The sequence below is a fragment of the Mycobacteriales bacterium genome (assembly GCA_035550055.1).
Taxonomy (GTDB): Bacteria; Actinomycetota; Actinomycetes; order JAFAQI01; family JAFAQI01; genus DASZTV01.
The window spans coordinates 48881-61660 of the sequence record DASZRO010000029.1 but is presented as its reverse complement, the minus strand read 5'-3'; the positions used below and the strand labels follow the sequence as shown (position 1 = coordinate 61660).

Below are 12780 nucleotides of genomic sequence, written 5' to 3'. Positions count from 1 at the left end.
CGGCACCGAGTCGGTGCCGGACCCCCACGTGTAAGGCAGGTGGCGCGAGCGCCGATCAGCCCCCGACCTTGAAGCCGCCGGTGACCGTCTGGCTCTTGCCCTTGGACTTGCCCTTGAGGTCCAGGCCGTACTTGCCCTTGGGCGCGTTCTTCGGAATCGTGACCTTCAGGTTCACGCCGCCCTTCGCGTCCGCCTTGCGGATGAAGGTGTGGGTGTAGCCGTGCGGGCCGTGGATCACGATCTTGACGATGCTGCCCGGCTTGAAGGTGCCCTTGGGCACGGTCAGCTTGGCCGGCGAGCCGGGAGCGACCGGACCGCCGTTGCCGATCGAGGCGTCGTGCTTGACCGGGTTCGGGGTGCTCGTCGGGCCGGTCGAGGGGCCGGTCGACGGACCCGTGGAAGGTCCGGTGGACGGACCGGTCGACGGTCCCGTGGAGGGGCCGGTGGACGGACCGGTCGACGGTCCCGTGGAGGGGCCGGTCGACGGACCGGTCGACGGCGGCGTGACCGGCGGGGGCGGCGGCGGGTAGGCCGGGCGAAGAGCCGTGTGCGGCGACGCCGAGACGGCGGTCGCCATGGCAACGGATGCTCCTGCGGGCACGAGCACGGCGATGGCCAGTGTCGTGACCGTACGGCGAGTCGTCAGCATGACATGCCGCTCCTTCTGCTGATGTCATCCCGGGCGATGATGTCGGACAGCGTAGCGCATGCGAGCGCCACTTTCCGGGGCGTCAAGAAAAGGCCGGCCGAGGCGCCACCGCAGGAGCGGGCCCGCCAAAACCGGATGCCGACGGGTTGCCTGCCCCGATACCGTGTGAGTACACGGGAAAGGAGGTGGTCCGACACTTGCGTAGTCGTAGGACACGTGAGGTGACCATCCGCTAGTCGCCGTCTCTTCGCAGGTGGCAGCCACGCGCCGCCCGACCCGCAAGGGAGACGGCGTACGGCGAACTCCAGATGGTCATCGCGCCCCCGGGCTGCCGGTCCATGTCCAACCGGCCCCGGCTGGGAGATCCAGTCTCATCCAGCCGCGGAACCGCCCGGGGGCGTCCCATTTCCGGGCGCCGGTGGCGCTGCGCCCGAGGTCGTGGGGGTGGTCGGCGTGGTTGTCGGCGGCGTCGAGCCGGCCGGTGAAGGGTTGATCAGGCTCAGCCAGGTCGGCAGCCGAACCACTCCGGTCGGGGCGAGCTGATGCGCCTGCTGCCAGGCCTTCACCGCGGCTCTGGTCGCCGCGCCGAACCCGCCGTCGACGGTGAGCTTGGCGCCGAGCCGGTTCAGCATCTGTTGCAGCTGCAGCACCGGCCACCCGGTCGCGCCCCGGCGCAGCGGAAGTGTCAGGCCGGCTGACGGCCGCACGGCGGTCGGCAGCAGGTCCGTGGTCCACAGCGGGCGGATCGAGACGGTGGCGCCGGTGTGCGGGGCGTCGAGCACCTGGCCGCCGCCGAGGTACATCGCGACGTGGTAGATCGTCTCGGGCTGCGTCACGTCGCTGGCGAAGAAGAGCAGGTCGCCTGCCTGCGCGTCGTTCAGCGGCACGGTCGGTCCCGAGCCGGTGTACTGGCTCGCCGCGACGCGCGGGAGCGTCAGGCCGGCGTGAAGGTAGGACGTCATCTGCAAGCCTGAGCAGTCATACCCGGTCGGGCCGGTTCCGCCGTAGACGTACGGCTTGCCGATCTGCTGCTTGGCGAACGCCACCGCGGCCAGCGCGATCTTGTTGGTCGTCGTCCCGGGTTGTTCCAGCAGAGCGCCCGCGAGAGCGGCCACCTGATTGCGCACCTTCTGCTGCGCGGCGTAGTCCTTCGGCAGCGCGGGCGTCGTGCTGCCGGGTGTGCAGACCGGTGTGCCGGTGAGGGCGAGCGCCCGCCAGGTACGCCGGTTGGTGGTCGCGCTCGCCGGCAGGCTCGCGGCCTGCTGGGCCGCTCCCAGCGCTTGGCCCACGGCGTCGCTGAACTCGCCGTCGACCGCGAGCTCGAGTGCGGTCTCGAGCACGTCGACCGCCGGGCCCGTGTCACCGGCGGACAGCACGGCGCAGCTCACTGTGAAGCCGGCGCCACCGATCCGCTGCGAGCAGGCCGCTTCAGCGACGGCCGGCGGCATGACCGCCCAGGTGGCCGCGTCGACGACGCCGGTCGCCGGGATCCCTTGCGCGGACTGCCACTTCGACAGCGCGGCGGCGGTCTGCGGCCCGAAGTCGCCGTCAGCCGTGGTGGCGATCAGCGTCTGGATCGTCGTGACGGCGGGGCCCGTGGTGCCTGCGCCGATGGTGGCGCACGCCGTGACCGGCGTCGACACGGTCGGTGGCGTTGCCGCGGTCGTACCGGTCGGCGACACGGCGGGGCTCGCGCCGGTGGCGGCTGCCGGTGACGCAACACCGCACACCGTCGCGCCCACGGCGACGAGGGTCAGCAGGGCACGCTGGCGCGCGCTGCCGGACCACCGCACCGACGTTCTCCCCTCGCCCGTCGTACCACACGTAACACCCGTTACATTGTGTCTCGGCAGCCGACCCCGCCGACCTTGACCCTCCCGGACCATCCAATCTCGGCGCGCCGTTGCCCCTGCGCGCGCTGCAACATAGTCCGCGCAGGCCATCTTGGGACCATCTTCGACCGGCACCGGACCGCTCGGCAGGCCCCGGTCGTACCGTCGACTGATGGCGTCGCCACCGGTCACTGTCAGTGACCTGCAGCGCGCCCTGCGCGACGACGAGCTCGAGCTCGTCTACCAGCCCGAGGTCGACCTGCGGACCGGGCACATCGGCGCGGTCGAGGCGCTGGTCCGCTGGCGCCGCCCGAACCGCCAAGTCGTCCCGCCGGACGAGTTCATCCCGCTCGCCGAGTCCTCCGGCACGATCAGCGCGCTTACGAAGCGGGTGGTCGAGACCGCGCTCACGCAGGCCACGAAGTGGACATCGGCCCGGTGGGACCAGGCTGCCCTCCCGGTGTGGGTCAACGTCTCAGCCGCCGAGCTCAGCGACTGCCGGCTGGGCGAGTGGATCAGCGATCTCGTCGCAAGCGCGGGCCTGCCGCGTGGTCAGCTCGGCATCGAGGTGACCGAGACCGCACCGATCGCCGACCTCGAGGAGGCGGTCGCGACCCTCCAGCGGCTGCACGCCGCCGGCATCCGCATCGCGCTCGACGACTTCGGCACCGGCTACTCCTCGCTGGTGCACCTGCGGTCGCTGCCGGTCGACGTCGTCAAGGTCGACCGCAGCTTCGTCACGGACATCGACCGCTCACCCGCCGACGCCGCAATCGTCACCGCGATCGTCGAGATGGCGCATGCAATGCAGCGGATCGTCGTCGCGGAAGGGGTCGAGGACTCCGCCCAGCAGCGGGCACTCGACCGGCTCGGCTGCGACCTCGGCCAGGGCTACCTCTACGCCAGCCCGCAGCCCGCGCGCTGCATCGACATCCTGCTCGCGGCCGACCGGGAGCTGGCGAGCCGCCCGGCGCCCGCGCCTGCCGTGACCATCCGGCTGCCGCGGCCCCGCGGGGTGTTCGCGGATCTGAGGCGTACGCCGCCTACGCGCTAGTCGCGTCCCGACGCCGGCGGACGGTGACCAGCGCGGCGCCCAGCGCGAGCAACACCAGCGCGACCAGCACCATCGCCGCGATGTCGGCGCCGGTGAAGGCCAGCGAACCGCCACCGCTGCCGGTGCCGCCGGTGCTGCCGCCGCTACCCGCGCTGACCGCGACCACGGATCCGCCGCTGGACGGGCAAGCGTTCGACTTGGTGATGGTGAACGTGGCGGTGGCCACGTTGCCGGAGGACTGCCCGACCATCATGAACTCGTGCTGTCCCGGTGCGATGCACTTGGGAACGTTCACGTGCTTGGCCGCGACGCCGTCGGCGTCGGCGACGGTGCTGCCGACGAACACCGGGGCCGAGTGCAGGTAGATGTAGACGAGCTCGCCCGGCGTGAAGCCGCAGGCGTGACCGCGCAGCCGGGCTCCCTCGGGCACGATGTAGACGCTCAGGATCGCCTGGGTGGCGGCGCAGGTCTTCGTCGGCGTGGGCGTCGGCGACGCCGAGTGGCACTTGGTCGGGTCCGGCGGCGCGCTGTAGGTGACCTGCGAGGTGGCGGGCTTTCCCGTCGCGTCGGTTCCGGTGGCGACGATCGTCTGGCTGACCGTGCTGCGGCAGGCGCTCGAGACGGGGATCGTCGTACAGCCCGCACCGGTCGCGTCCGTGTGGATCGTCTTGCTGACCCCGGTCAGCCGGTTGACCACGACGACGTCGCTGTTCGGCGCGTAGTTCGAGACGCAGTAGGTCACCGAGCCGGCGCTGGTCGCCTCGATGGTCGACGTCGGTACGCCCGGGGTGGCACTCGTGTCGCTCGCGGCTGCGGGCAGCGAAGTCGCGAAGGCGACGGCTGGGGCACCCGTCATCACGGCAAGTGCCGCCAGCACCGAAACCACGAGATAGCGCCGTGCTCCGCGGCGCACCCGAGCGCCCATCTTGCTCTCCGTCCGGACCGTCGTCCCCCTGGCAAAGTGTCGCATGTCACAACAGCTCGCGCATTGGGCTGAACGGAGGTCAGCCCTCGGCGGCTCGGCGACGCCGCAGCAGGAGGGCGAGCGCGAGCCCCCCGGCGACCACCACGGCCGCCACCACGATCAGCACGGTGCTCGCCGTCGACAACCCGCCCCCGGCGGCGGCGTGGGCGCTCGGGGTCGGTGCGCACGTCGCCGGCCGCGCCAGCGTCGCGGGCGTCGCCGAGGAGGTGGCCGGGTTCCCGTCCGCGCCCACGCCGGTCGCCACCACCGCACGTCCGGCTCCGCCGCACACCACGTCGTAGGGAAGCACCGTGCAAGCCGCGCCCACGTTGTTGGTGTGGATCGAGACGGTGTCGCCGTTCGGCTCGGCAACGCTCACCGGCGAGCTCGGCGCGTAGCTCCGCACGCAATACCGAAGCTGGGTCGGGCCGAGCACGTGCGTCGTCGAGCGGGGTACGCCGGGCGTCTGAGCGTGACGGGCGGCGTCGAGATCATTCACGCGCATTTGGGCACATCCAGGGTCGTCTGCTGCGGGCGAGCAAGCGGCTGCACCTGAGTCGTCGCCGCTCCCGACGTCGTCGGCTCGGACAGGTGCAGCACGATTGTGCGAGGTAGGTCGGGACTCAGTTTCACCGACACGAAGTAGACCGGATGCCCGCGCTCGACACCTTCACCCACCGCGACCGGGTGGCCGTCGAGGGTGGCTCGTTCCAGCGCCGCGCCGTCGGTGGCGTGGATGAACACGAACAGCGTGTTGTTCGGGACCTGCTCGACCGCGGGCTCCCCGCCGGGGAGGGTGATGCTCCGAACGTACTCGGGCAGCCCGTGGCGAGGCGCGGTGTTGTCGAGAGTCACCGTGATCGTCGACTCGCGTCGTGACGAGCCGCAGCCGCCGGCCTGGTAGGTGAGCGACCGGTCGAGGTAGTAGTCGAGCTTGGACGACGTCGCGTTGTCGACGCTCAGCGACGCGAACGGCGCCGTCGTCGCCGGAAGTGCTCCCGCAAGCGGGGTGCCGACGATCTGCCCTTCCTCGCTGTCGTTCATCGACCACAGCGACAGGTGGCCGCCGCCGGCGGCGCTGCCCAGCGCCGAGGCGATCGCCTGCGCATCGCCGGCACCCGAGAGCATCTTCTTGATCACCGCGTCACCGACGTCACCGAGGAAGTTCTTGCGCCGGGTGTTGTCCAGACCGGGAAACGCGACGTACTCCGTCGACTCGATGAACGTCGCGAGGTTCGACCCGCTGAACTCGCCCGGGTACCCGTGGACGGTCACCGGGCCGACCGCGCCGAGGATCTGCGCCAGCCCGACCGGGTCGACGCCGAAGGTGCCGTCGATGTGCTCGCCGGTCTGCTCCTCCCACAGATGCGCCCAGATGTCGGCGGCCACCGGAAAGTCCGGTGACACGTTGCTGGTGATCCAGCGCTGCGCCGGTTCGTAGTTGCCGTACTCGTGCGCATAGTCGGCGTCGAGCGGGATCACCGGCTTCGCGGCGGTGAACGCCTGGAGCTTTCCGTCGTTGCCGTGCTCCACGACGTGGATGCGGCCGTGGTCGGCGGTGACGACGGCGTACGCCGCGACCAGCCCGCCGGTCGCTCGGGCCTCTGCGTTGTTCTGGATGCCGACGAAGTAGCGCCGCGGGCCGTGCAACCCGAGCATGTCCGGTCCGGCCGTCGCGAACCGGGCCACGTCGTCGACCGAACCGGCCAGAGAGGTCAGCTCGGTGAGCACTTTGCTGCGAGCGGTCGAGATCAACCCGATCCACCCGCTGGGCAGGCTCGCCACCTCGGTGCGGGCGAGGATCGCCGCCGCCGCTGCCTGGCGCATCGTCGGCGCGGCGGCGACCAGCGGCGCCAGGGCGATGTGGTTCGGCCCGATCCGAAGCTCGCCCGGACTCAACCGGCTGCCCACCTGCACGACGTCGGGCAGCGCCTGAGTGGCGAGGGTGTCGAGTGCCGTGGTGATGCCCCGCACGGTCTTCACCGGCGGCAGCCAGGAGGCGGCGTCCCAGATCAGGTCGTGGGTGTCACTGTGTGCGGCCAGCGCGTCGTGCTGCGCGGCGAGCATGTCCGCCTCCGCGCTGCGCCCGGCGAGCAAGTCGGCCCGCACCCGATCGATGTCGGTGCGGGCGTCGGCCAACCGGCCCGTGGCGTCGAGGGCGTGGATGAACATCCACACCGCGGCGGCCAGCACCACCACCACGGCGATCACGCCGAGCTGCAGGCAGATCGCGACGGCGCGCCCGAACCGCGCGCGGCGGGAACGACGCCGCCGCCGGCGCCGGTATGCGTTGTACCGAGGGAGCCTGTGCTCCTTCTGGATCTGCTCGGTCTCGCGCAGATACTTCTCGGTCGCGCGGCGGGACCGATCGTCCCCGTAGGTCACGTCGTGACGGGATCGAGCGCGGCCGCGAGATGGGGCACCAACCCGGCCTCACCCGTCGCCATGTCGATCGCGTACATCAGCTTGCCGCCGCGCACCGCGTACATCCGCCGGTCGGCGGCGACCGCCGGGGCACTCGGCGTACGCGCTACGACGTCACTGGCCACCTCGAGGTGTACGCCGTTGGCACCGTCGACGAGCTCGCCGACCAGCACCTCGACGACGCCGGTGGCGTGTGCCAGGACCATCTCGACGGCGATCTTGCCGTCCTCGTCAGCCGGCTTCGGGCGCCACCAGCCGAGCTCGGTGTGCATCGGACGGCCGGTCTCCGGGTTGCTGGTGCGGCTGGCGTACTCGATCCAGGGCATGCCGTTGCACCGCAGGGTGAGCTCCTCGCGATACGGGAAGTCCGGCGCGAGCCCGCCCGGCACCGCACCGGCGCCCTCGCCGTGCCACGTCCCCAGGAACTCCGCGAGCGGGCGAACCGCCTCCGGGAGGTCATCGCGCTGTGTCATGCCGGTCCGCTCAGTCGCCCAGCAGCAGCCGGCTGATGATGAGCTTCTGGATCTCGGAGGTGCCGCCGCCGATCGTCGCGAGCTTCGCGTCCCGCAGGCTGCGCTCGACGTTGAAGTCACGCAGGTAGCCATAGCCGCCGTGGATCTGGATCGCGTCGAGCGCGTTCTGCACGCTGTACTCGCCGATGAGGTACTTCGCGATCGACGCCTCCATCTGGTGCTCGACGCCGGTCTGCTTGAGGTACGCCGCGCGGTAGACCGCGGTGCGGCACGCCTCCAGCCGGATCTTCATCTCGGCCAGCTTGTGGGCGATCGCCTGGAAGGACGCGATCGGCCGGCCGAACTGCTTGCGCTCCTTGGCATAGGCGATGCAGGTGTTGAGCGTGCCCTGCATGCCGCCGATGCCGCTGGCGATCATGACGGTCCGCTCCCAGTCGAAGCACTCGAACGCCACTCGCCACAACGCCTGGTCGACCTCGCCGAGGACGCTGTCGCCGGGAACCCGGCAGTCGACCAGGGCGATCTCGGCGGTCGGGGACGACCGGCAGCCCATCTTGTCCAGCTCCTTGCCGACCTGGAACCCAGGGTTCGTCGTGTCGACGATGAACGCGGTCGCGCCCTTCTCGCTGGTGCGCGCCAGCACGTTGCAGACGCCGGCGATCGGACCATTGGTGATGAAGATCTTGTTGCCGTTGAGGATCCAGTCCTCGCCGTCACGGACCGCTTTGGTCTGCAGACCCGCCGCGTCGGACCCGGCCTCGGGCTCGGTCGATGCCCACGCGCCGACCATCGAGCCGTCGCACAGACCGGGCAGCCAGCGCCGCTTCTGCTCCTCGGTGCCGTGCAGCCAGATCGGCACCGCGCCGATCACCCAGTGGGCGCCCATCGACAGGTTGAAGCCGCCGTCGTGACCGCCTTCGGCGATCGCCTCGTTGGCGATGACGCAGTCCATGACCGAGGCGCCGGCACCGCCGTACTCCTCGGCCACCGGCAGACCGGCCAGGCCCTGCGCGCCGAGGGACTTCCAGATCTCGGGATCCCAGCGACCCTCTCGGTCGCGCAGCGCGGCCTCCGGCGCAAGCGTTGCCGCGGCCCAGTCGTGCGCGCTCGCGCGAAACGCCTTCTGCTCTTCGGTCAGCGAGAAGTCCACGCGACCGAGTCTGCCCCAAAGACCGCGTGATCGTGACGCCTGTCGCTCGTTGATGCTGCTAGAGAAGACAGACCCCTACAGTTCGAAGATCGACGAAACGAAGGATCGGCTCATGGGACGGCGCCGCGACCTCGACGGGATTCGTGGGATCGGCATGATCGGCGTCCTCGGCCTGCACGGCGGCAAGATCCCCGGTGGCGACTTCGGGCTCATCGCGTTCTTCGTGCTGTCGGGCTACCTGATCACGACGTTGCTGCTCAGGGAGCGTGACAAGACCGGCCGCATCGACGGCGGGCACTTCTACCTTCGACGTGCGGCGCGGTTGCTCCCCGCGCTCGTGCTCGCCCTCGGCGGCTTCATCGCGGTCTCCGGCCGGCTCGGCCAGTCCATGGGCTCGGCGCTCGGCAACGCCGCGGTCGCGATGTTCTACGGGATGGACATCAAGGTCGCCTACGTCGCGCACGCGTCGAACCCGGTGTCGTGGGCGTGGTCGTTGTCGGTCGAGGAGCAGTTCTATTTGCTGTGGCCGTTGATCCTCGGCGTCGCGCTGTGGCGCAAGCGGGTCGGTGTCGCAGCGGCGATCGCCGGCGTCGGCGTGATCGAGCCGATCGTGTACCGCATCGCGACCGCGCCGAAGACGAGCTACGTCCTGCTCGACCCGAACGGGTTGCGCTGGACCTACCGCACGTACTTCGGCGTCGACACCCGCATGGACGCGCTGTTCGTGGGCTGCCTGCTCGCGCTCGCCCTGTGGCGCTGGCCGCATCTGCTCAATCGCGCGGTCGGGATCGTCCTGGGGACCGCGGGCCTGACGATCCTCGGGTTCGCCTACGCCGACACCAACGTCTTCACGCGCTCGACCTACACGGTCTGGTTCCCCGTCACGGCCTTCGCCTCGGCGGGCCTCATCTACGGGCTGCTCGGGGCGCCGCGCTGGATCGTGTCGCGGCTGCTCGCCTGGCGACCGATCTCCTACCTGGGCGAGATCTCCTACGGCGTCTACCTGTGGAACAGCACGCTCGGACTGTTGGCCGGCACGCTCGTCAGCCGCAACCATCAGTTCGAGCGGGGGACGCTGTGGCTGGCGATGACGGCGTTCGCCGCCGTGACCAGCTTCCATCTCGTCGAGCGGCCGATCCTCGACCGGGTCTCCCGCCGCGTCACGCTGCCACCGAGCCCCGCCGAGATCGGGCGGCAGCGCGACGGGCGAGCGCTCGACCCCGCCATGAGGGCCGCCATCACCGGCCAGCCGTTCGACGACAGGCAGTTAGTGTCCTGACGTGCCTGTAGTCACTCTCGACGACGCCGGACTCGCTCAGCTCGACCAGGTGTTGCTGGGGCTGCTCCCACCGGATGCGCTTCCCGGTAGCGACGGAGACGACTACCTCGACGAGGAGGGCACGCCGGTCGCGCGCCACGACGGCGGCGCCGTCGTCGGGCTGCGGGCCCCGCGCTGGCAGCGGCCGGAGGATGTGTTCAGCGCCGCACCCGTCGTCGTCGCGGTTCCCGAGGCGGTGCCGGCCGGACCGCTGCCCGACGGCGCGATCCTGCTGCTCGCGTCGGCCGGCGTCCGAAGCGACGACGCTCGCCACCGCGCATGGGCGGGCGCATGGCGGTCGGCCGCGACAGCGACGGTCGAGGTCCCGCTCGCCCCGGCGGACGCGGCCACGCGCGGCCGGGAGATCGCCTCGAAGTACAGCTCCGGGGAGCAGCTGTCGGTCGACACGGTTCCCCAGCCGGCGAACGGCGGCCGGACCGTCTTGTTGAGCGGGCTGTCCGGGTCGGGCAAGTCGACGATCGCACGAGCGCTCGTCGACGAGCTCGCCACCCGACGCGCCGTGACGCTGCTCGACGGCGACGTCGTGCGCACCCACCTGTCGCGCGGCCTCGGGTTCTCCAAGGTGGACCGCGACATCAACATCCGCCGGATCGGCTGGGTCGCCGCAGAGGTGACCAAGCACGGCGGGGTGGCGGTGTGTGCGCCGATCGCGCCGTACGACGCGACCCGCCGCTGGGTGCGCGGCATCGTCGAGGCGGCCGGCGGTCCTGGCGCGTTCGTCCTCGTCTGGGTGTCGACACCCATCGAGGAGTGCGAGCGGCGCGACGTCAAAGGGCTGTACGCGAAGGCGCGGGCCGGCGAGATCAAGGGCTTCACAGGCATCGACGACCCGTACGAGGCACCGACCGACGCCGAGCTGGTCATCGACACGACCGAGGTCGCCGTCCCCGACGCCGTTGCCCGCATCCTGGCGCTGCTCGACCAGTGACCAGCCCGCCGGAGCAGAAGCTCGGCTACCGACCCGAGCTCGACGGGGTCCGAGCGCTCGCCGTGCTTGCGATCCTGCTCTACCACCTGACCTTCCTCGTCCCGTGGCTCACGCACGTCGGGCGCGGCGGGTTCCTGTCGGTGGACCTGTTCTTCGTGCTGTCCGGGATGCTGATCACCGACATCCTCGTTGCCGACGCGCAGCGGCGCGGGCGCATCGACCTGTGGGGCTTCTACCGGCGCCGGGCGCGCCGCCTGCTCCCTGCGCTGTTCACCTTCATCGTGCTCGCGCTCGGCTACTACCAGCTCGCCCACAGCGACGGGAAAGCGCAGGCGCACGGCCTGGCTCGCGTCCTCACCTACACGCTCTACGGGAAGCCGCACGCGTCGAACTTCCCGTTCGGGCTCTCCCAGGTCTGGACCCTGGTGGTCGAGTGGGAGTTCTACATCGCGTGGTCGATCGCGCTGCTGCTCCTGTTGTGGCTCGACGTGCCGAAGCAGGTGATCGGCTGGCTCGCGGTGCTGGGCGTTGCCGGGTGCTCGCTCGGCCGCATCTGGCTGCTGCACCACAACGGCAACGTGGTGCTCAACTACCACCTCGGCCTGTTGCGCTTCCAGGACATGCTGGCCGGCTGCGCGATCGCGCTGCTGCCGATGTCACGCCGGATCCCGAACCTGGTCCGCTCCGCGGGCGTGGTGTTCCTGATCGTCGCGACCATCCGCGCGAGCTACCTCGCGTCGTGGGTCTATCAGTACGGTTTGCTGCTGACGGCGCTGTCGACCGCCGTCATGATCGCGCCGCGGAACCGTCCGTGGTGGTTCGACCGGTTCCTCGCCAGCAAGCCGATCGTGTGGGTCGGCGTGATCTCGTACTCGCTGTACCTGTGGAGCGTGTTCGCGGTCAGCGAGGTGGGCGGGCACACCCGGTCGTGGCCGCTCGCGCTGCGCGCGCTCGCCGTCCTCGCGGTGGCCTTCGCACTCGCGTCGCTGTCGTACTACCAGGTCGAGCGACGCTTCCGCGCCCGTTCGCGCCGCGCCGAGCCGGGCGGCGCGCACCTCGAGGAGAAGGCCGAGGCCAACACGGCGCCGTAACACCCGACCCCCGCGTGAGCCGAGGAGCCGAAGCTAGCTGCGGTGCTTGATTCCCGAGTGGCTGCGAATGACCGCGTCCAGCACGCGGGTGGGGAGCAGCCGGGACGTCCGGTACTGCAACCGCGGCATCGCGCCGACGATGTAACGAGGTCGCGGCTTGCGCTCGGTGAGCGCCCGGAAGATGCAGTCCGCGACGTCGGCGGCCGGCGTCGCGAGCTTCTGTGACTTCGGGATGGCTCTGCGAAATCCCTCGATGTGCTGGGCGTAGAGCTCTCGCTGGTGCTGCGGCACCGCGGCCACCGACTCCTCGAGCTGGTCGTCGGCGTGGCGCCACATGTCCGTGTCGGTCTGCGCCGGCTCGACCACTGAGACCTCGATGCGCCAGGGCCACAGCTCCATCCGCATCGCGTCGGCGATCGCCTCCAGGGCGAACTTCGAGGCGTTGTAGGCGCCGGTCATCGGCGTCACGATGCGCCCCGATACCGAGGACACGAACACGATCCGGCCGCGTGAGCGCCGCAGCCGGGGGAGGACCAGCTGGGTCACTGCGACCTGACCGACGAGGTTGACCTCGAGCTGGCGGCGCAGCTCGTCGAGGGCCACGGCCTCGACCGGGCCGCCGACGACGATGCCCGCGTTGTTGACGACCGCGTCGAGCGCCTCGGGCAGGCGGCTGTCCAGCGACGCCAGCTGTTTCGGGTCGGCGATGTCGAGCAACACCGGCTGGACCCGCACGCCGAACTCGTCGACCAGCGACGAGGCGTCGCTGTCCCGCCGTACGGCGGCGACGACGGTCCTGCCTTCCCGGACCAGCCGCTCGACGGTCGCGCGCCCGATGCCGCGCGACGCCCCGGTGACGAGAACGGTTGGCATCGC

12 protein-coding genes are annotated in these 12780 nt (G+C 70.8%); 4 read left to right on the top strand and 8 right to left on the bottom strand.

The genetic code is table 11. The annotated features are described in order from the left end of the window. Positions 1-55: 55 nt before the first annotated feature. Positions 56-649 carry a hypothetical protein gene (locus VG899_04895; GenBank protein ID HWA65689.1) on the bottom strand — a complete coding sequence of 198 codons (594 nt, stop codon included), beginning with the start codon at positions 647-649 and terminating at the stop codon, positions 56-58. A gap of 371 nt (positions 650-1020) precedes the next feature. Beyond that, positions 1021-2442 carry a peptidoglycan-binding protein gene (locus VG899_04890; GenBank protein HWA65688.1) on the bottom strand — a complete coding sequence of 474 codons (1422 nt, stop codon included), beginning with the start codon at positions 2440-2442 and terminating at the stop codon, positions 1021-1023. A 211-nt stretch (positions 2443-2653) separates the two neighbouring features. Here VG899_04890 and VG899_04885 point away from each other — a divergent pair, with 211 nt between their 5' ends. Then, positions 2654-3535 (top strand): EAL domain-containing protein, encoded by an 882-nt coding sequence (locus VG899_04885; protein ID HWA65687.1) that lies wholly within the window; start codon positions 2654-2656, stop codon positions 3533-3535. Here the strand turns inward: VG899_04885 and VG899_04880 are convergent. The 5 genes from VG899_04880 to VG899_04860 form a co-directional block, all read right to left on the bottom strand. Beyond that, complete coding sequence (locus tag VG899_04880; GenBank protein ID HWA65686.1) at positions 3525-4460, bottom strand: hypothetical protein; 936 nt, start codon at positions 4458-4460, stop codon at positions 3525-3527. The genes VG899_04885 and VG899_04880 overlap by 11 nt on opposite strands. A gap of 79 nt (positions 4461-4539) precedes the next feature. Continuing rightward, complete coding sequence (locus tag VG899_04875) at positions 4540-5004, bottom strand: hypothetical protein (protein ID HWA65685.1); 465 nt, start codon at positions 5002-5004, stop codon at positions 4540-4542. Then, positions 4995-6884 carry a DUF4012 domain-containing protein gene (locus tag VG899_04870; GenBank protein HWA65684.1) on the bottom strand — a complete coding sequence of 630 codons (1890 nt, stop codon included), beginning with the start codon at positions 6882-6884 and terminating at the stop codon, positions 4995-4997. Before VG899_04870 ends, VG899_04875 begins: the two co-directional genes overlap by 10 nt. Then, positions 6881-7396: an FABP family protein gene (locus VG899_04865; GenBank protein HWA65683.1), complete on the bottom strand. Its 516-nt coding sequence runs from the start codon at positions 7394-7396 to the stop codon at positions 6881-6883. Before VG899_04865 ends, VG899_04870 begins: the two co-directional genes overlap by 4 nt. A 10-nt stretch (positions 7397-7406) precedes the next feature. Next, on the bottom strand, positions 7407-8546 hold the full coding sequence (locus tag VG899_04860; GenBank protein ID HWA65682.1) for an acyl-CoA dehydrogenase family protein: 1140 nt from the start codon (positions 8544-8546) through the stop codon (positions 7407-7409). A 112-nt stretch (positions 8547-8658) separates the two neighbouring features. Here VG899_04860 and VG899_04855 point away from each other — a divergent pair, with 112 nt between their 5' ends. The 3 genes from VG899_04855 to VG899_04845 are packed head-to-tail and all read left to right on the top strand — an operon-like array spanning position 8659 to position 11904. Then, on the top strand, positions 8659-9825 hold the full coding sequence (locus VG899_04855; GenBank protein HWA65681.1) for an acyltransferase: 1167 nt from the start codon (positions 8659-8661) through the stop codon (positions 9823-9825). Between the two features lies 1 nt (position 9826). Beyond that, positions 9827-10813, top strand: a complete 987-nt coding sequence (gene cysC, locus VG899_04850) for an adenylyl-sulfate kinase (GenBank protein HWA65680.1) — start codon at positions 9827-9829, stop codon at positions 10811-10813. Beyond that, positions 10810-11904 (top strand): acyltransferase, encoded by a 1095-nt coding sequence (locus tag VG899_04845; GenBank protein HWA65679.1) that lies wholly within the window; start codon positions 10810-10812, stop codon positions 11902-11904. Before cysC ends, VG899_04845 begins: the two co-directional genes overlap by 4 nt. A 33-nt stretch (positions 11905-11937) precedes the next feature. On the opposite strand, the gene VG899_04840 is transcribed toward VG899_04845, so the two are convergent. Then, entirely contained in the window at positions 11938-12777 is an 840-nt protein-coding gene (locus VG899_04840; protein ID HWA65678.1) for an SDR family NAD(P)-dependent oxidoreductase, read from the bottom strand. Between the last annotated feature and the right edge of the window lie 3 nt (positions 12778-12780).